Here is a 17,111-nt window from a genome sequence, read left to right on the forward strand (position 1 = left end):
GCTTACCCGGCATGTCGCAAACGTGCAATTCACGTGTCAGCGCCTGCCATCCCCGCGGGGCTGGCGTCCCTATATTCGCTGCCGTTCCAGTCCCATAACGTCAACACTTTCAGGAGTTCCCCATGTTGAACGGACGCATTCGAATCGCTGCCCTGCTGGCCACGCTGCTGGCTGCCATCGCGGCCCCTGCGCTGGCGCAGACGGTCGAGACCATCGACAAAGGCGCGCTGACCATCGCCTTCACCGGCGACATGCCCGGCACCGGCTACCAGGACGGCAAGATGGTCGGCTACGACGGCGAGATCCTGCAGCGCATCAGCGATGCCGCCAAGCTGAAGGTGAAGCCGGCGCTGATGGAGTGGTCCGGCACGATCGCGTCGGTGCAGGCCAGGCGCGTCGACGTGATGGCCGGCACGATGGGCTGGACCGAGCAGCGCTCGAAGATCATGACGCTGAGCGACCCGATCCATTACTTCAAGAACGGCATCACCCAGACCGAGAAGAACAACTGGAGCAAGCTGAAGGACCTGGAAGGCAAGAAGGTCGGCACCATCACCGGCTTCTCGTTCATCCCCGAGCTGCGCAAGATCAGCGGCCTGACGCTCGCGCTGTACGACACCTCCGACGCGGCCGTGCGCGACCTGCTGGCCGGCCGCATCGACGCGGTGATCGGCGACCCGCCGGTGATGCAGTACGCGATCTCGCGCAACCCGCAGTGGCACATCAAGTTCAACGCGTTCACCGACCAGTCGCCCGACTTCCCGCTGCTGACCGGCCTCGGCCAGGTGGTGTTCGGCCTGAGCAAGGACAACCCGGAACTCGTGAAGGCCGTCAACGCCGAGATCGCGAAGCTGTGGCAGAGCTGCGAGCTGCGCAACATCGGCAAGACCTACGGCCTGGTGCAGGACGTGTGGTTCGTGCCCGTGGGCCAGAACCTGCGCGCCGGCGTGGACCGCCCGGCCGACTGGAAGCTGCCTTCGTGCAAGCCGTCGGCCTGATCGACTCCAGCGGCCTTGCCGAAGCAGCCGGGTCCCGCGAGGGGCCCGGCTTTTTCATGCGGAGCCGACCGACCCATCTTCGGGTCGACGTACGACCGTTCGGTTGCCTGGATGCACCGCCCATCGGTGGCACGCACACTGGCTTCACGATCAGCCACCCCCGCACGCCCTGCCACCGTGAACACCACCACCACTTCGAATGAGTTCCTCTCCGAGATGTCCCTGCTGATGGGGCTGCCGCAGGGCGGCGCCACTGCGTTGCAGGACAGCTCGGCGTTCTGGGGCCCCGGCGGCCTGCTGTGCCGGCTGCAGATGCAGCACGACGGCGCGAGTACCGCGGTGAGGCCGCAGGTGCTGCTGCCGATGCTGGCGCGCGAGCTCGCCGGCTTGCGCGTCGAGCAGATGATGGCGATGCAGCAGGCGGTGATGCTCGAATACGGCTGGATGCTCGGGCTGTCGTCCGAAGGCATGCTGCAGCTGAGCCCGCTGAAGTGGATCGAGCAGCCGAGCGACGCCGTTGCGGCGCTGGACCTCGGTCATGCCGTCGGCATGCAGGCGCTGGAGACGCTGTTCGTCGATGGCGATGAGGAGACGGACGATGGCGCCGAGCTTGGCTTCGACCGGTTCAAGGAATCGGTCGACGATGAGTTCGATGCGCTGTTGGCGGACACCGGCGACAAGCGCGCGCCGCGGCCGACCTTGCACTGAGCAGCCGGCCCCTCACCGTCCCGCCGAGCTGCTCTCCAGCGTGCGCAGCAATTCCTCGCGCTCGTCTTCGTCCTCCACATGCTGCGCGAGCAGCTTGAAGAACTCGTCGCGCGACGCAGCCCGCGAGGCCGCGCGCGACACGATCACCCGTGCCACCGGGCCGACATGCTGCGTGAGCGCCAGCTCGGCCACGCGCATCACCTGGTCGCCCAGCAGCGTGTCGTCGGCGGCACGCCGCCGCGTCGTGACGGCGGCCCCGCCCGAACCCAGCGTGCCGAACGAACTCGCGCGTGAGCGCGTGCGCTGAAGGAACTGGTCACGCCCGGCTTCGGTGTCGATCTGCTCGGCCAGCGTTTGCCGCAACGACATCAGGTCGCCGGTCGACCGCGCGGCGCGCTGCACCAGCACGCGCGCCAGCGGCCCGATCGATTGCGCAAGCTCCGACTCCAGCATCTGCAGCGTCTCGGCATGCCATTGCGACGGCCGCGCCGGTGCCCGCTGCGGCTGCGTGCCCAGCGCGAAGGTGCCGCGCTGCCAATCGCTCGCGCGCCCGTCCGGCAGCGTCGGCGCGCTCTGCAGCTCGATGAACGAGCTGCCCGCTTCGACCCGCGCCGCGATCGGCGGCAGCCCGAGCGCCTCGCTGGCCTGCGCCATCAGCGCGTGCTTGAACTCCATCGCCGTCGCGAAACGGTCATCCGGCCGCTTGGCCATCGCGCGCGCCACCACCGGGTCGAACCACTGCGGCCGGTGGCTGCCATGCACCCGCGACGGCGGCAGCGGCTCGCTGCTCAGCGTCTGGAACATCACGTTCTCGTTGCTGCCGACGAAGGGCGGGCGCCCCGCGAGCAGCATGTACAGCAGCACGCCGGCCGCGAAGATGTCGACGCGCCGGTCGACCTGCTCGCCGGCGTACTGCTCGGGCGCCATGTGGCCGGGCGTGCCGATCGTCGAGCTGACCTGCGACAGCCCCATCGTCGCGATGCGCGCAATGCCGAAGTCGACGATCTTCAAGCGACCGTCATTGGTCCACAACAGATTGGCCGGCTTGATGTCGCGGTGCCACACGCCTTGCTCGTGCGCGTAGTGCAGGCCGTCGAGCAGCTGGCCCATCAGCCCGACGATGTCGGCATCGTCGAAACGCGTGCCGCGGCGCAGCGGCTCCTTCAGCGTCGAGCCCTGCACGTACTCCATCACGATGTACGGCTCGGCGTCGTGCTCACCATAGTCGTGCACCGCAACGATGTTGTGGTGCATCAGCCGGGCCGCGGCCTGCGCTTCGTTGCGGAAGCGGGCCAGCAGCGCACCACCACCGCCCTGCTCCACCAGCGGGCGGCGCAAGGTCTTGATCGCGACGGTGCGCCGAAGCACCGTGTCGGTGGCCTTGTAGACCACGCCCATGGCGCCTTCGCCGATCACCTGGTTGATCGCGTATTTGGAGAGCTGGGTCGGATGGTTCATTCGACGTCGCGCAAGAGGGCTCGCTGAATGGATGGGAACGCGATACCACGCAAGGCTACACGACAAAAGCGGCACTGGCGTGTCGCTTCTCGCAATTGCTTGCACCTGGTTTCCACTGGGCGACGCGCTGGCTTTCACCTGGCTTACACGCCGCGCGAACGTTCGTTCGAAACCGCTTTCAAAAAATGCGCCGCAAGGCCTTCGCGGCACTGTCCGCGGCTTCGCATCCGGCCCCTGCCGGGTTCGCGCCGGCCCCTAACCTTGCATCCATGCAGTCGACGCAACCCACCGCGAAGACAGCCAACGAAACCGGACACAAGCCGTGCGATTCCTGACCACCCTGATTGCCGCCGCCGCCCTCGCCAGCATGCAGCCCGCCGCTGCTGCCGATGCGACGCCTTTCTCGGGCAAGCGATTCGTCTACCGCGCCGACGGCAAGAAGCTGCCCGACGTGCTGCAGGACTTCGCCGCCAGCCAGGGCATCCCGGTGGTCGTCGACTCCGGGGTCGACGGCTCGGTGAACGCGAACTTCAACACCCGCCCCGAAGACTTCCTGAACGCGATGACCCGCACCTACGGCGTCATCTGGTACTTCGACGGCACGACGCTGTTCGTCTACCCGTCCCGGGCGATGCAGAGCCGGGTGTTCCGGATGCGCGGCTACGACCGCCAGCAGGTGCGCTCGATGCTCGGCTCGCTGGGCCTGGGCGATGCACGCTTCCCGCTCAAGTTCGACGACCGCCAGCAGACGCTGCTGGCCTACGGCCCGCCGCGCCACATCGAGCTGGTCTCGACGGTGCTCGAGCAGCTGGAGCGCGACGGCCACGACCGCGTCGGCAAATCGATCCAGGTCTTCCCGCTGCGCTTCGCAACGGCCGGCGACCGGGTGTTCGGCAACGCCAAGGTGCCGGGCCTCGCCAGCACGCTGAACAGCCTGTTCTCGAACAACAGCGCCGGCGGCGGTGCCGCAAGCGGCGCCCAGGCGCTGAAGGGTGCCGTCAACGGCATGGTCGGCCGCGCCGACAAGGCCCGCGCCGCCCAGGCCACCTACGGATTGAAGCTGCCCGAGACCGGCGGCGGCAGCAACGCGAACAAGCGCGACGACGAGGTGCGCGCCAACCAGCTGGGCAGCTCCGACGCGTTGGTGCCCTCCGAGGCCGAGCGCCCGTTCTTCCAGGCCGAGGAGGCCACCAACGCGATCATCGTGCGCGGCCTGCCCGACCGGATGCGTGAATACGAGACGCTGATCCGCCAGCTCGACATCGCACAAGATCTGGTCGAGATCGAGGCCACGATCATCGACGTGAGCAGCGATGCCTTCGAGTCGCTCGGCGTCGACTGGACCTTCACCAAAGACGGCGTGACCCGCCTGACGGTGTCACCCGGTTCGCCCGGCTCGCAGCCCGGCGCGGCCGGCAGCAACGCGCTGACCGGCAGCAACGTGACCACGCTGGTGGGCAACGCCGGCAAGCAACTGCTGGCCCGCATCCGTGCCCTCGAAGGCACCGGCAAGGCCAACATCCTGGCGCGCCCCAAGGTGCTGGGCGCCGTGAACCGCACCGCCACGATGACCGACAAGCGCGTCGCCTCGGTGCGCGTGGCCGGCAACCTGGACGCCAACCTCTTCACCATCGAGGCCGGCACCACGCTGCAGGTGACGCCGCAGATCGTCGCCTACGCCGACCACCGCGAGGTGCGGCTGTCGCTGTCGATCCAGGACGGCAACTTCGAAGGCACGGTCGTCGACTCGGTCCCGGTCATCAAGCAGACCGAGATCAGCACCGAGGCCACCGTGCGCGAAGGCGAAAGCCTGCTGATCGGCGGCATCTCGATCGAATCGAACAGAAAGGGGCGCAGCGGCCTGCCGGGGCTCTCGCGCATCCCGCTGCTCGGCGCGGCGTTCCGCCACGATGAGAGCTCGAGCTTCCGCAGCGAACGGCTGTTCCTGCTGACGCCGAAGGTGATCGCGGTCGGCCGCGCGGCGGCGACGCCGACGGTCCCGACACCGCCGCCCACGCCCGCCCCGACACCCGCTCCGGCACCGGTCCCCGAGTTGCCCGCACCGCTCGCGCCGCCGCCGTCGTCCTCGTCGACGCCGCGCACCGGCAGCTCGCAGCGCGGCTTCGCCGGCCCGACCGCCGTCGCCTCGCTGACCACCTACGGCGCGCTGTCGCCCGGCTACGTGATCCCGACGCTGAAGCCGCTGCTGACGCCGCGCGCCGCACTGCTGCCCGGCAGCACCGCCCCCGCACCGGTCGTTGCCACGGCGGCCACCACGTCGCTCAACACGAAGACCGCGGCCGGCACGACCGGCAAGACGACGACCAAGGCCACCGCGCCGAAGGCCGGCTGTGCGGCCCAGGCGATGGGCCTGGCCACCGGCTGCGACACCAAGGGAGCACGCTGACATGAGCACTTCGCCGGCGCACAAACGCCTTCGCATCCTGAGCGGCACGCATGCCGGTGCCTTCTTAGATTTGAGTCCAGGAACCCATTCGATCGGACAAGCAGATGAATGCGACATTTCCATTGCCGACTGGCAGTTTCAGGCCCTCACGCTGCGCCTCGGCGCCGACGGTGTCGCGCTGGCACAGTGGACGAACGGCAGCCCGCAGCTGCTTCGCTTCGATGACTTCGTCCCGGTCGACTTCGGCGGTGTCCGCGTCTGCACCGGCCCCAGCGATTCCGACTGGCCCGATGACGCCGCGCTGCTGGCCGCAACCCGCGCCGTCGCGCCGTCGGGCAGCCTGGCTGCCGTCCGTCAACGGCTGGTGGCCCGACCTTCCCGTGCCGTCCCCGGAGCGCTCGCAGTGATCGTGGCACTGGTCTCGGCCGGCTGGCTGGTCTCGGCCAGCTCCAAGGCCAGCGAGGCCCCTGCGCCGACGCTGGAGATGACCCGCGCCACGCTGCAGCGTGCGATCGACGGCGTGGCCGCCGGCCGCTTGTCGGTGCGCATCGCCCAGAACTCGCTGAGCATCGACGGCCTGCTCGACAACGCCGAGCAGCTGCGCGCGGTGAACGCCGCGCTGAAGGCCGCACCCGCCGGCTTCCCGCTGCAGCAGCACGTGTCGGTGGCGACCGATGTGGCCGAGACGATCCGCAATGCGATCGGCCTGCCCGGCGCGCAGATCACCTACCGCGGCGCCGGCGTCTTCAGCTACGCGGTGAAGGCCAACGACGTGGCCGCGACGCAGGCCTCGATCGACCGCGTCACCGCCGACCTGACGCCGATCGTCAAGCGCATCGACGCGGTGCTCGAGGAGCCTGCCGCGCCGCAGCCGCCGAGCCCGTCGGTCCTGTCCTCCCTGTCAGCCGACGGCGTGTCGGTGATGGAAACCCGTGACGGCGTGAAGCACCTGGTGCTCACCGTCGCCCCCGATTCGGTGCTGACCACCGGTCAGACCGCCCTCCAAGGAGTCCGTTGATGAGCACCGATCTCGCCCCCCCGCCGGCCGACCTGCTGGTCGACTTCGACAAACTGCAGGCCACCGTGAACGACGACACCACCGGCGAGAAGACCCGCCGCCTGGCCAAGTACTTCGCCCAGGCCGAGACGCTCAGCCAGCAGATGCAGCTGCGCGCCACGGACTTCGAGGAGAAGAACTTCGCCGGCCTCGTCAGCGACGCCTTCGCCGCGGCGCGCCGCATCGTGCTGTTGGCCTGGCAGAAGACCCACGGCCGCGAACTGGCCGCCTGATCAACCCATCGACGAAGCCGAGACACGCATGAGCCACGCCCACGAAACGAACGCCGCGCAGCCCCTGGACATCGAAGTCGTCCGCAAGCTGGTGGCCGTGATGTGGCTCGGCAGCGTGCATGGATGCGGCGCGGAAGCCGCGGCGATCTTCAGCGTGCTGTCGCGGATGTGGCCCGGTGGCGGGCTGCAGCAGGCGATCGACGCGGGCGCCGCGGCAAACCGGTCCAGGTCGATTGAAGACGAATTCGCAAGAGCAACGTGACCCGCTCTCGATAGCGGACGCCTCCGGGGCGTCCGGCAAGTGGTCGCAATTTTTGGTCTCTCTCACTCAACCAACTGAAGGAAAACATCATGGGTATCCCGAATTTCATGTCGAACACCGGTGTTCTGGGCAAGGTCAAGGGCGGTGTTGACATGCTCAAGGGCGCTGTCGGCAACAAGGTGTCGACCGCTGGCGTGGAAGGCGCCTCCAACGACGCCCGCAACTCGACCGGCGACGCGCTGAACAGCAACGGCCAGAAGGACGTCAACGACACCGCGGCGGCGCTGACGAGTGGCGTGCAGGATGCCGCCGCGATGACGAAGATGAACATGCAGGCCAGCTCCGCGATGGCCGCCATGAACATGATGGCCTCGGTGAACGACGGTCTGAACAGCGTCATGAAGAAGGCTGGCGAGTCGTTCAAGTCGGCTGCGCAATAAGCGCGTTCATGGCGGACCGACCGTCCGCCCTTTTTCCCCAGCAGTACTCCCGGGGCGCCGGGTCGGCGGCGCCACCTTTCCACCTTCTCCCTGAATTCGCCTGAAGGATATGCCCATGTCCGCTCCCAAGCTGCCGAAGTGGCAAACCGATCTGTTCGCGGCGGTGTACACGCTGGCGACCGACATCGCGCCGCGCGCCGACGTGGCAGCGGTCCTGAAGCTGATGTCCGCCGTGCATCCGAACCTGCCGCAGCTGGCAGCGGCCGAGGCGCGGATCCTGATCCATGCCGGCGACCTCAACGGCGCACGCTCCGTGCTGGAGCGCACCGAACGGGCCCACCCGTCCAACGCAGTCATCAAGGCCATGCTGTCCTTCTGCCTGTACGTGCAGCAGGACGGGCTGTGGGAAGCCTATGCCGAGGAGGCGCTCGCGCTGCCGCATGACGCCGCCGCGCGCGGAATCATCCAGGCGATGGAAGCGAGTTCGAACAAGAAGATCCGCGTGCCGTCCCAGGACACGTCCGCGCACCTGTCGATGCTGCCCCCCATGGCCATGATCTGCTGAACGGAGCCCCATCATGATGGACGCCATCTCCCCCATCGGCCCGGCCGAGCAGGCGCTCAAGGCGCTCGCCACCCACGCCACGCAAGGCGCCTCGGGCGCGGTCGTGCCGCCGGCCCAGGCCCCGGTCACCCCCGAGATGCAGCAGCGCTTCGAATCGCTGATGCAACGCCACAACGATCACACCACGCATGAGGTCAGCCGCACAGGCAACGTGATCCAGCACGTGATCGAGCGCCAGCAGGGCGACCTGCAGCGCGTCGAAGGCCAGGTCGAGAACTTCCTGGCCGCGGCGCCCGGCATGGGCGCCTCCGAGGTGGTCGCCGCGTCGATGGCCGTCAGCCGCAATGTCGCGGTGACGAACCTGAAGCTGCAGATCGCCACCTCGATCACGCAGGGCTCGAACAAGAGCCTGCAAACCCTGTTGAAGAACCAGTGACCCTTGCGGTCCTGAAGGAGCCCCCCATGTCGTCCGCCCTGTCGATCCCCACTCCCCCGGCCTTCCTGCTGCGCGCGATCGTGCTCGCCGCCTGCGCCCTCGCGCTGGCCGGCTGCAAGCAGGACGTCTACACGAAGCTGACCGAGGCCGACGCCAACGACATGCTGGGCGTGCTGCTGATGGCCAACCTCGACGCCGCCAAGGCCAGCCCCGACGGCAAGACCTGGAACGTCGCGGTCGAGACCGACCACATGGGCCGCGCGCTCGCGGTGCTGCGCGCCAACGGGCTGCCGGCCGAGCGCCGCGCCAACCTGGGCGAGATGTTCAAGAAGGACGGCCTGATCTCCACGCCGACCGAAGAGCGGGTGCGCTTCATCTACGGCGTGTCGCAGGAGCTCGAGAAGACGCTGTCGAGCATCGACGGCGTGGTCTCGGCGCGGGTGCACGTGGTGCTGCCCAACAACGACCCGCTGGCCGAGCACGTGAAGCCGTCGAGCGCGTCGGTGTTCATCAAGCACCGCAGCGAGTCGAACGTGGCCACGCTGGTGCCCACCGTCAAGAACCTGGTGGTGCGCAGCGTCGAGGGCCTGTCGTACGAGAACGTCAACGTGACGCTGGTGGCCGCGGCCGCGCTGCCCGAAGCGACCGCCGCGGCGATCGCGCAGCGCAGCGGCATGTCGCCGGTGCTCGGGCTGTCGCTGCTGTTCGGCGCGGTCGCGCTGCTCGGCGGTGGCGGCTATGCCGTCGCACGCCAGCGCGGCCTGCTGAAGCCCGCCAACGCTGCTGCCGCCGGAGCTGCCTGATGAACGCGCTGCCCGCGTCTGCCGAGCCCGTGCCGCTGCTGCGCCACCTGCTGGCGACCGCGCGCGCCAAATCCGCCGACATCGCCGCGCAGCTGCATCCGGCCTGGGTGCAGGCCGCCTGGCAGCGCATCGGCTTCGACACGCCGCCGGCCGGTGCCGGCGCGCGCAGCGAGGCCGCGCTGGCCTCGGCGCTGGGTTCTGCGCTGGGTTCTGTCTACGGGCTGCGCTGGGCCTCGCTGGCCGGCTTCCAGCACCGGGCCCACCGCATCGCGCTGCTGCCGCGCGACCAGGTGCTGCGCGTGCTGGCCGCCGTCGCGTTGCACGCCGAGCGCGAGCGCGTGCGCCGCTGCATCGGCCGCGGTGCGCGCCAGGCCATCATCGAACGCATCGGCGAGGCCGCTTACAACGAACTGATGTCGGCACCGCGGGCCGAAGCCGGCGCCGCCGGCGCGTTGTCGGCGTCCGATCTCGACCCCGAACGGCTGGCCGCCGCCGGCTACGCCCGCCTCAGCGAGCGCCGCGAATGGCATTGCAAGCACACGCTGGCCTGGGTGCGGCTCGCCCTCGCGCCAGGCAGCACGCCAAGCGACCCGTCCTTCGCTTTTCCGTCCGCGTCTTCTTCCGCCGCCCCATCGACCTCGCCCCCCGGCGATTCAATGATGGCTCGACTCCCCCATTACTTTCCGGAGCATGCATGGCTGTTTGGCTCACCCATGGACCGTGCACTGTCGGCATAGACGACGGCGTGCTGCGCGCGCAAGACCACGCGCGCCTCGTGTCGTCGGCCGAAGTCGCCGCGGCGATCGACACCGAGCGCGAGCGCGTGCTGGCCGAGGCGCAAGCCCAGGCCGAAGCGCTGCGCGCCGACGCCCAGGCCCAGGCCGACGAACTGCTCGTGCAGGCGCAGGCGCAGTTCGACGGCGCCTGGCAGCAGGGCTTCGACCAGGGCACGCAGGATGCCGCCGCGCACTGGGCCTCGCAGCAGTTGCAGGCCGCCGACGCGCGCCGGCGCACGCTGGTGCGCCAAAGCGAGCGGCTGTCGGGCATCGTCTCGATGGCGGTGGAGCGCGTGATCGAGCAGGAAGACCGCTCGGCGCTGTACCGGCGCTCGCTGCGCACCATCACGAAGCTGGTGAAGGATTCGGCGCTGCTGACGCTGCGCGTGCCCGAGGCCGACCGCGAGAACGCGCAGCGCGCCGTGGCCGAGCTGACCGCGCAGCTGCCGCAGGGCACGGTGATCGAGGTGATCGCCGACCCGCAGATGCCGGAAGGCGCCTGCCGCTTCGAATCGGACAGCGGCGTCATCGATGCCGGCCTCGACACGCAGCTGGCGGCGATCCGCCGGGCGGTGGAGCGCGCGGCACGCGAGATGGCACAGGCCGGCGACGATGACGAAGGCGATGAAGCCGAGGCCATCGACGACGACAGCGATCACGACGACACCCCCACCGAAGACCACCTGGAAGCCGCTTGACCATGGACACCAGCTTTCAGCGCTTCGTCAGCACGCTCGAACAGGAGCTGACGCATGAGGATGTGCTGACCCGCACCGGCCGCGTCACCGAGGTGGTCGGCACGCTGATCCGCGCGAGCGGGCTGGACGCCAAGGTCGGCGAGCTGTGCGAGCTGCGCGACCCGCGCGGCCGCCTGCTGCAGCGCGCCGAGGTGGTCGGCTTCGGCAAGCACGGCGCCCTGTTGTCGCCGTTCGGCTCGATGGGCGGCGTCTCCGAAGGCACGCAGGTGGTCGGCACCGGCAAGCCGCTGTCGGTGCGGGTCGGCCCGCAACTGCTCGGCCGCGTGATCAGCGGCCTGGGCGACCCGATCGACGGGCTCGGCCCGCTGCAGGGCGACGAAGAGCGCCCGGTGTTCGCCGACCCGCCGGACCCGATGAGCCGCGCGATGATCGAGCACCCGCTGCCCACCGGCATCAAGATCATCGACGGCCTGATGACGCTCGGCGAAGGCCAGCGCATGGGCATTTTCGCGCCGGCCGGCGTCGGCAAGAGCACGCTGATGGGCATGCTGGCGCGCGGCGCGCAGTGCGACGTCAGCGTGATCGCGCTGATCGGCGAACGCGGCCGTGAAGTGCGTGAGTTCATCGAGTTCATCCTCGGCCCCGAAGGCATGGCGAAATCGGTCGTGGTGTGCGCCACCTCCGACCGTTCGAGCATCGAGCGCGCGAAGGCCGCCTACGTGGCCACCGCGGTCGCCGAGTACTACCGCGACCAGGGCAAGCGCGTGCTGCTGATGATGGATTCGCTGACGCGCTTCGCACGCGCCCAGCGCGAGATCGGCCTGGCCGCGGGCGAGCCGCCGGCACGCCGCGGCTTCCCGCCGTCGGTGTTCGCCGAGCTGCCGCGGCTGCTCGAGCGCACCGGCATGGGCGCGGTCGGCTCGATCACCGCGCTGTACACCGTGCTGGCCGAGGACGAAAGCGGCGGCGACCCGATCGCCGAGGAAGTGCGCGGCATCCTGGACGGCCACATGATCCTGTCGCGCAAGATCGCGGCGAAGAACCAGTACCCGGCGATCGACGTGCTGGGCAGCCTGTCGCGGGTGATGACGCAGATCGTGCCGGCCGAGCATGCCGAGGCGGCCGGTCACCTGCGCAACCTGATGGCCAAGTACGACGAGGTCGAGATGCTGCTGCAGGTCGGCGAGTACCAGGCCGGCAACGACCCGGTGGCCGACCTGGCGATCGAGCGCGTCGGCGAGATCCGCGCGTTCCTGAACCAGAAGACCAGCGACCTGATGCCGTACGAGGACATCCTCGGGCAGTTGGCGGAGGTGGTCAGGTGAGTGCGGCTCCAGTGAAGGCACTGCGCACGCTCGTCAAGGTGCGCAAGCGCCAGGGCGAGCGGCTCGAAGCCGAGGTGCAGGCCGCTCGCAAGCAGCTCGCCGAGCTGGAAGAAGCGCGCCAGGCTGCCGAAGGCGAACTCGCCGCCTGCCGTGCCGATGAAGCCACCGCGCGCGACGAACGCGACGCGCTGCTGCGCACGTCCTTCACGCCGTACGCGGTGCGTGCGGCAGACTATCGCATCGAGGACCTGAAAGGCGCCACCGCGCAGGCCGAGAAGGCGCTGGCCGACAGCCACAAGCACGTCGAACGCCAGGCCGCCGTCGTGAAGACCGCGCAGGCCGCGGTGCGCCGCAACGACCAGCGCATCGAGAGCTTCGAACAGCGCATCGCCACCATCCTGCGCGAGCGCGATGCGGCGATCGAGGAGCTGGCCGAGGAAGAGACCGAGGAGGCCGGCGCCGCGCGCTTCGTCGCCCGCCAGCGCGCCCAGCGCCAGGAAGCCGCCCATGGATGACATGCAAGGCCTGTACGAGGTCGCGGCGCGCACGCTGCACCCGCTGGAGGACCTGTTCCTCGCGACCGCGCTCGCGAGCCTGCGCCTGTTCGCCGCGTTCAACGTGCTGCCGCCGATGGGCGACCAGTTCGTGCAGGGCTACGTGCGCGCCGGCCTCGTCGTGATCATCGGCGGCTTCGTCGCGTTCGGCCTGCCGGCCGACGTCGCGAGCAACCTGACGGCCGCCCAGTGGGCCGGCTTCGCGCTGAAGGAATCGATGATCGGCCTGCTGATGGGCTTTGCCGCGTCGACGGTGTTCTGGGTCGCCGAATGCGTGGGCGCGATGATCGACACGCAGTCCGGCTACAACAGCGTGCAGCTCACCAACCCGATGAGCGGGCAGCAGAGCACGCCGGTGTCGAGCCTGCTGGTGCAGCTGGTGATCGCGGTGTTCTTCGCGCTCGGCGGCATGCTGGTGTTCATCGGCGCGATCTTCGATTCGTTCCACGTGTGGCCGCTGTTCGCGCCGATGCCGGACATGGCCCGGGTGCCGGACCTGTTCATCGTGCAGCAGACCGATACGCTGATGACCAGCACGATCAAGTTCGCCGCGCCGATGATGCTGGTGCTGGTGCTGATCGACCTGGGCTTCGGCCTGATCACGCGGGCCGCCGACAAGCTCGAACCCACCAACCTCAGCCAGCCGGTCAAGGGCGCGGTGACGATGCTGATGCTCGCGCTGCTGATCGGCGTGCTGGTCAGCCAGGTGCGGCACCTGCTGCTGCCGACCGGCTTGCTGCAGCAGTTGCAGGGCAGCCTGCAGGCGCGCTGACGACGCCCCCACTTCCTTCCCCATCGAATCTTTCCAGGAGGACGAACATGAACATGATGGTCGACAACAAGGCGTGGCTGCGGGGCCGCATCGGCACCGTCGTGCCGCACGGCAAGCTCGGCGGCACGCCGCAGGGCGACGACCCGATGCAGCAGCTCGCGCAATCGACGATGGGGCAGCTGCCGCCGCTGTCGCTGCCGGGTGGCGACGACGAAGACGGCGAAGGCGGTGGCGCGCAGCTGCTGAAGGGCATGATCGGCGCGGTGCAGCAGGGCGGCGCGCAGCAGGCGCAGGCCAGGCAGAAGGCGGCCGCGCAGCAGCAGCCGCAGCAGCAACAACAGCAACCCGTGTCGCCGGAGCAGAAGTACGCGCGCATGGAGGCGCTGTCGACGCTGGAGCGCCATGAAGGCTCGTTCAGCAAGCACGGCACCAAGATCTCCGACATGGAGAAGATGGCCAAGGACGAGAAGACGCCACCGGACCTGCGCAAGGCGCTGAACACCGTGCTGTCGGACACCGGCCCGGACAATCTGCGGGACAAGCTGGACGGCGCCAAGAACGGCAAGCTCGATCACAAGATCAGCTCGAAGGACATCCAGAAGCTGGCCGACGACCCGGAGCTGAAGGCCTACAACGAAGAGAAGGCGAAGGGCTACGCCGACAACTACATCCCGTCGGGCGACAACGGCAAGACGACCGAGGGCCGGCCCATCACGAAGAACGATGCCGAGAACGAGCTGTACAAGTTCGCCGACTACCTGCCGAAGAACATGTCGCTGGACGAGCTGCACAAGATCGTCGACGGCAGCTCGCACACCGGCAAGTGCCCGCCGCAGCTGATCGCCGCGGCCAAGTACTTCGCCGACCACCCGCAGGAATGGAAGGACCTGAACAACGGCAAGGACAAGGTCTCGCACGCCAGCATGGAGGACAAGATCTCGGCCAAGGGCCAGCTCGATGCCGACCAGATGAAGGCGCTGGACCGCATCGATGCGGACCCGAACGGCGCGTTCGGCGGCAAGTTCAACCGCGACAAGCTGAAGAAGATCGCCGACGACCCGAAGGCCGCGCCGGAGGACAAGGAAGCGGCGAAGAAGTTCCTCGAGGACCCGGTGCTGTTCGGCAAGCTCGACAACGCCAAGCATGGGCGTGACATCAAGGGCGCGAAGAAGCTGTGGCAGCAGTCGGACGACGGCACGATCAGCCGCGACGACATCAAGGCCTTCCGCAGCCACCTGGAGAACAAGGAGGTCGCGACGACGCCGGCGAATGCCACGCACAAGCCGAAGGGCGCCGAGGACGTGAAGGCGGTCGGCGACATGGTGGCCGGCGAGATGGACCAGCCGGACCAGAAGAAGGCCAAGGGCGGCGGCTTCAAGAAGTTCCTGCAGGGTTGCCTGAGCGTGGTGTCGAAGATCGCCAACGTGATCTCGAAGGTGGCCGAGAAGCTGGGCCGCGTGCTGCCGCCGCCGTTCAACCTGGTGGCCAAGGCGGTCGCGGTGGGTTCGCGCGCCTGGTCGGAGGGCACCAACGTCGCCGCGACGGCGATCCAGGGTGGCGACGTGAAGAAGGCCCTGCGCGACGCCGGGCTGGACCTCGCCGGCACCGGGCTCAACGTGGTCACCAACAGCAGCGCCGGCAGCATGGTGACGGGCGCGGTGAAGACCGGGCTCAACGGGGCCAGCGGCGAGAAGCCGAAGGCGGCGGATTTCTTCTGATCCGGCTTGATCCGATATTCATCGGGATGCGCTACCATTTGGCGCATTCCGATCAACCATTTGGATCAAGCGATGTGTGCTGCCGCTGTGCGCCCCCGTCCGGCGCTGGGTTCAGGGCGGCCGGCCGACTTCTGGTCGGTGCCGGCACGAGGCGCCGCGACAGGCGCCAAGGCGTCCCGCAGGGCCTTCGCTGACTTGGTCGAGCGGGTGCGCAGCTCGACCGGGATCGTGCTCTTCGACGCCGTCGAAGCCGGCGTTCCCACTCACCTGGTCGACGTGATTGCCGAGGCGACCGGCCAGTCCGTGTCCGCCGTGATGGACATCATCGGTGTATCGCCCACCACGTTCCGGCGCAAGGACGAAGCCGGCGAGGTGCTGCCTGACGTCGCCGGGCACCGCGTGATGGGCCTGCTGCGCGTGGCCGCCACGCTGCGCCGCCTGCTCGAGGAGAGCGGCGATCCCGCCCAGCTGAAGGATGTCGACCTCGACGCCTGGCTCGCCGAATGGATGCGCGAGCCGCTGCCCGAGCTGGGCAACAGGACGCCGGCCGAGCTGCTGCGCAACCCCGAGGGCCTGAGGGCCGTGGAACAGGTGCTCGAGCGCATGCGCGGGGGCCTGCCCGCATGACGGTGGCGTTGTGGCGCATCGCCACCGACACGCCGCAGTGGGGCGCCGACGACCTGGCCGGCAAGGGGGCCGCGAGCCGCGGCTCGCGCTGGAACCATCCGGGCGAGGCGCTGACCTGCGCGGCGACATCGGTGTCGCTCGCGGCGTGGGAAACGCGGGCTCACTTCGGCAAGAGCGCCGGCAAGCTGCCGTGGAATCGCTTCCTGGTGCGCATCGATGTGCCGGATGCGGTCTGGGCCGTGCGGCTGGTCTTGCCGCGGCCCGTGAAGGTCGGCTGGGACGCGATCCCCGAAGGGCTGGTTTCGCGCGAACTCGGCTCGGCGTGGCTGAGCGAAGGCAGGTCCGCACTGCTGGTCGTGCCCTCGGTGATCATCGAGGAAGAGGACAACGTCCTCATCAACCCGGCGCATCCGGATGCCGCGGGGCTGACGGCAGAGAAGGTACGACGGTTCGTCTACGACCACCGTGTGTGATTCACGCCCTCAGCTCGCGTGCAGTTCCTTGCGCAGCACTGCCACCGTGATCGGCCGGTCTTCCGATCCGGCCTCAAGCCGGCGGCAAAGCTAGGCCGGCGGCTGCGAATCGGCCGCCTTCGTGAACGAGTTGCCCGCCGCCGCCATCTGCTCGTCGAGCTTCTTGCTGAGGTCCGCGATCAGGTCGAGCATCTTGGTGAGCGCGTCCATCACTTTCTTCGGATCGTTCTTGTCGGCGCCCAGCTGCTCGAGCTCACGCAGGTTTCGGGTCCCGCCCTCGAGCTGGTCGAGCTTCTTCGAGAAATCGCCATCGCTCTCGGCGGCACCGGACGTCGCGGCCGTGCCGTGCGCCTGGCTGCCGCCCTGACCGATCGGCTTCACGCCGCCCAGCGTTTGCCGCGTCAGCGCCATGCTCGATCCGGGCCGCCCCGGGAGCGATGACATCGAAGGCGGTCGCGGCGGCGGCAGCTTCGGCGGCATGCCGCCCTGCCCCGGCGTGCCGGCCTGGCCGTGCAGCACCAGCGCCTGCGATCCGCCCTCGCCGCCCGGTGCACCATCGCGCCGCATCGTCGGCGGCAGGCTCATCGAACGCGGGCGCTGTGCCGCGCTCATCATCGGTGTCGCGCCACCCTCGCGCCGCGGCGGCCCGCCCACCGATGCATCGCGCTGCGACGGCGTCGACGGACGCGGCGTGATCGCCGGGCGGCTGCCCGGAATCGACCCCGGCGTGACGCCGGGACCGATCGAGTTCGACCGCTGCAGCCCCGGTGCGTTGCCGAGCGGAATCTGCGGCGGGGGCAT

Annotated in this window: 20 protein-coding genes; 18 read left to right on the forward strand and 2 right to left on the reverse strand. The window is 69.1% G+C overall.

Annotated elements, in window-relative coordinates; translation table 11 throughout:
- Positions 1–122 precede the first annotated feature (122 nt).
- Entirely contained in the window at positions 123–998 is an 876-nt protein-coding gene (locus BUE42_RS20650) for an ABC transporter substrate-binding protein (RefSeq protein ID WP_073467179.1), read from the forward strand.
- A gap of 177 nt (positions 999–1,175) precedes the next feature.
- Positions 1,176–1,706 carry a hypothetical protein gene (locus BUE42_RS20655; protein ID WP_073467180.1) on the forward strand — a complete coding sequence of 177 codons (531 nt, stop codon included), beginning with the start codon at positions 1,176–1,178 and terminating at the stop codon, positions 1,704–1,706.
- A 12-nt stretch (positions 1,707–1,718) separates the two neighbouring features.
- On the opposite strand, the gene BUE42_RS20660 is transcribed toward BUE42_RS20655, so the two are convergent.
- Positions 1,719–3,164 carry a serine/threonine-protein kinase gene (locus tag BUE42_RS20660; RefSeq protein ID WP_073467181.1) on the reverse strand — a complete coding sequence of 482 codons (1,446 nt, stop codon included), beginning with the start codon at positions 3,162–3,164 and terminating at the stop codon, positions 1,719–1,721.
- Positions 3,165–3,486: 322 nt separating this feature from the next.
- Between BUE42_RS20660 and sctC the strand changes: the two genes are divergently transcribed.
- The 16 genes from sctC (at position 3,487) to BUE42_RS20740 (ending at position 16,310) form a co-directional block, all read left to right on the forward strand.
- Positions 3,487–5,571: a type III secretion system outer membrane ring subunit SctC gene (gene sctC / locus BUE42_RS20665; protein ID WP_143171654.1), complete on the forward strand. Its 2,085-nt coding sequence runs from the start codon at positions 3,487–3,489 to the stop codon at positions 5,569–5,571.
- Position 5,572: 1 nt separating this feature from the next.
- On the forward strand, positions 5,573–6,589 hold the full coding sequence (locus BUE42_RS32480) for a hypothetical protein (protein ID WP_143171655.1): 1,017 nt from the start codon (positions 5,573–5,575) through the stop codon (positions 6,587–6,589).
- Positions 6,589–6,861 carry a hypothetical protein gene (locus tag BUE42_RS20675; protein ID WP_073467184.1) on the forward strand — a complete coding sequence of 91 codons (273 nt, stop codon included), beginning with the start codon at positions 6,589–6,591 and terminating at the stop codon, positions 6,859–6,861. Before BUE42_RS32480 ends, BUE42_RS20675 begins: the two co-directional genes overlap by 1 nt.
- 28 nt (positions 6,862–6,889) lie before the next feature.
- On the forward strand, positions 6,890–7,123 hold the full coding sequence (locus BUE42_RS20680) for a hypothetical protein (protein ID WP_073467185.1): 234 nt from the start codon (positions 6,890–6,892) through the stop codon (positions 7,121–7,123).
- Positions 7,124–7,212: 89 nt separating this feature from the next.
- Entirely contained in the window at positions 7,213–7,563 is a 351-nt protein-coding gene (locus BUE42_RS20685; RefSeq protein ID WP_143171656.1) for a hypothetical protein, read from the forward strand.
- Between the two features lie 115 nt (positions 7,564–7,678).
- Positions 7,679–8,128 (forward strand): HrpB1 family type III secretion system apparatus protein, encoded by a 450-nt coding sequence (locus tag BUE42_RS20690; RefSeq protein ID WP_073467187.1) that lies wholly within the window; start codon positions 7,679–7,681, stop codon positions 8,126–8,128.
- Positions 8,129–8,141: 13 nt separating this feature from the next.
- Positions 8,142–8,564: a hypothetical protein gene (locus tag BUE42_RS20695; protein WP_143171657.1), complete on the forward strand. Its 423-nt coding sequence runs from the start codon at positions 8,142–8,144 to the stop codon at positions 8,562–8,564.
- Positions 8,565–8,590: 26 nt separating this feature from the next.
- Complete coding sequence (sctJ, locus tag BUE42_RS20700; RefSeq protein WP_073467189.1) at positions 8,591–9,367, forward strand: type III secretion system inner membrane ring lipoprotein SctJ; 777 nt, start codon at positions 8,591–8,593, stop codon at positions 9,365–9,367.
- The gene (locus BUE42_RS20705; protein ID WP_073467190.1) at positions 9,367–10,104 is read left to right on the forward strand and encodes a type III secretion protein HrpB4; all 738 of its coding nucleotides are present in this window, start codon (positions 9,367–9,369) and stop codon (positions 10,102–10,104) included. The genes sctJ and BUE42_RS20705 overlap by 1 nt, the downstream gene beginning before the upstream one ends.
- Entirely contained in the window at positions 10,062–10,841 is a 780-nt protein-coding gene (locus tag BUE42_RS20710; RefSeq protein ID WP_143171658.1) for a FliH/SctL family protein, read from the forward strand. The genes BUE42_RS20705 and BUE42_RS20710 overlap by 43 nt, the downstream gene beginning before the upstream one ends.
- A 2-nt stretch (positions 10,842–10,843) precedes the next feature.
- Positions 10,844–12,166 (forward strand): type III secretion system ATPase SctN, encoded by a 1,323-nt coding sequence (gene sctN, locus BUE42_RS20715; RefSeq protein WP_073467192.1) that lies wholly within the window; start codon positions 10,844–10,846, stop codon positions 12,164–12,166.
- Positions 12,163–12,681 (forward strand): hypothetical protein, encoded by a 519-nt coding sequence (locus BUE42_RS20720; RefSeq protein ID WP_083614340.1) that lies wholly within the window; start codon positions 12,163–12,165, stop codon positions 12,679–12,681. Before sctN ends, BUE42_RS20720 begins: the two co-directional genes overlap by 4 nt.
- Positions 12,674–13,492 (forward strand): type III secretion system export apparatus subunit SctT, encoded by an 819-nt coding sequence (gene sctT, locus BUE42_RS20725; RefSeq protein WP_235002490.1) that lies wholly within the window; start codon positions 12,674–12,676, stop codon positions 13,490–13,492. Before BUE42_RS20720 ends, sctT begins: the two co-directional genes overlap by 8 nt.
- Positions 13,493–13,539: 47 nt before the next feature.
- Positions 13,540–15,210, forward strand: a complete 1,671-nt coding sequence (locus BUE42_RS20730; protein WP_073467194.1) for an HrpF/NolX family T3SS translocon protein — start codon at positions 13,540–13,542, stop codon at positions 15,208–15,210.
- Positions 15,211–15,282: 72 nt separating this feature from the next.
- Entirely contained in the window at positions 15,283–15,837 is a 555-nt protein-coding gene (locus BUE42_RS20735; protein ID WP_083614342.1) for an antitoxin Xre/MbcA/ParS toxin-binding domain-containing protein, read from the forward strand.
- On the forward strand, positions 15,834–16,310 hold the full coding sequence (locus BUE42_RS20740) for an RES family NAD+ phosphorylase (protein ID WP_073467195.1): 477 nt from the start codon (positions 15,834–15,836) through the stop codon (positions 16,308–16,310). Before BUE42_RS20735 ends, BUE42_RS20740 begins: the two co-directional genes overlap by 4 nt.
- A 90-nt stretch (positions 16,311–16,400) precedes the next feature.
- Here BUE42_RS20740 and BUE42_RS20745 read toward each other — a convergent pair whose 3' ends face one another.
- Complete coding sequence (locus BUE42_RS20745; protein WP_073467196.1) at positions 16,401–17,111, reverse strand: hypothetical protein; 711 nt, start codon at positions 17,109–17,111, stop codon at positions 16,401–16,403.

This window comes from Rhizobacter sp. OV335 (assembly GCF_900142965.1).
Taxonomy (GTDB): Bacteria; Pseudomonadota; Gammaproteobacteria; order Burkholderiales; family Burkholderiaceae_C; genus Rhizobacter.

Excerpts from the sequence above, each read along its gene's own strand:
- BUE42_RS20650 (WP_073467179.1), top strand. The coding sequence starts at position 123 with ATGTTGAACGGACGCATTCGAATCGCTGCCCTGCTGGCCACGCTGCTG.
- BUE42_RS20660 (WP_073467181.1), bottom strand. The coding sequence starts at position 3,164 with ATGAACCATCCGACCCAGCTCTCCAAATACGCGATCAACCAGGTGATC.
- BUE42_RS32480 (WP_143171655.1), top strand. The coding sequence starts at position 5,573 with ATGAGCACTTCGCCGGCGCACAAACGCCTTCGCATCCTGAGCGGCACG.
- BUE42_RS20675 (WP_073467184.1), top strand. The coding sequence starts at position 6,589 with ATGAGCACCGATCTCGCCCCCCCGCCGGCCGACCTGCTGGTCGACTTC.
- BUE42_RS20680 (WP_073467185.1), top strand. The coding sequence starts at position 6,890 with ATGAGCCACGCCCACGAAACGAACGCCGCGCAGCCCCTGGACATCGAA.
- BUE42_RS20685 (WP_143171656.1), top strand. The coding sequence starts at position 7,213 with ATGGGTATCCCGAATTTCATGTCGAACACCGGTGTTCTGGGCAAGGTC.
- BUE42_RS20690 (WP_073467187.1), top strand. The coding sequence starts at position 7,679 with ATGTCCGCTCCCAAGCTGCCGAAGTGGCAAACCGATCTGTTCGCGGCG.
- BUE42_RS20695 (WP_143171657.1), top strand. The coding sequence starts at position 8,142 with ATGATGGACGCCATCTCCCCCATCGGCCCGGCCGAGCAGGCGCTCAAG.
- sctJ (WP_073467189.1), top strand. The coding sequence starts at position 8,591 with ATGTCGTCCGCCCTGTCGATCCCCACTCCCCCGGCCTTCCTGCTGCGC.
- BUE42_RS20705 (WP_073467190.1), top strand. The coding sequence starts at position 9,367 with ATGAACGCGCTGCCCGCGTCTGCCGAGCCCGTGCCGCTGCTGCGCCAC.
- BUE42_RS20710 (WP_143171658.1), top strand. The coding sequence starts at position 10,062 with ATGGCTGTTTGGCTCACCCATGGACCGTGCACTGTCGGCATAGACGAC.
- sctN (WP_073467192.1), top strand. The coding sequence starts at position 10,844 with ATGGACACCAGCTTTCAGCGCTTCGTCAGCACGCTCGAACAGGAGCTG.
- sctT (WP_235002490.1), top strand. The coding sequence starts at position 12,674 with ATGGATGACATGCAAGGCCTGTACGAGGTCGCGGCGCGCACGCTGCAC.
- BUE42_RS20730 (WP_073467194.1), top strand. The coding sequence starts at position 13,540 with ATGAACATGATGGTCGACAACAAGGCGTGGCTGCGGGGCCGCATCGGC.
- BUE42_RS20735 (WP_083614342.1), top strand. The coding sequence starts at position 15,283 with ATGTGTGCTGCCGCTGTGCGCCCCCGTCCGGCGCTGGGTTCAGGGCGG.
- BUE42_RS20740 (WP_073467195.1), top strand. The coding sequence starts at position 15,834 with ATGACGGTGGCGTTGTGGCGCATCGCCACCGACACGCCGCAGTGGGGC.
- BUE42_RS20745 (WP_073467196.1), bottom strand. The coding sequence starts at position 17,111 with ATGCCCCCGCCGCAGATTCCGCTCGGCAACGCACCGGGGCTGCAGCGG.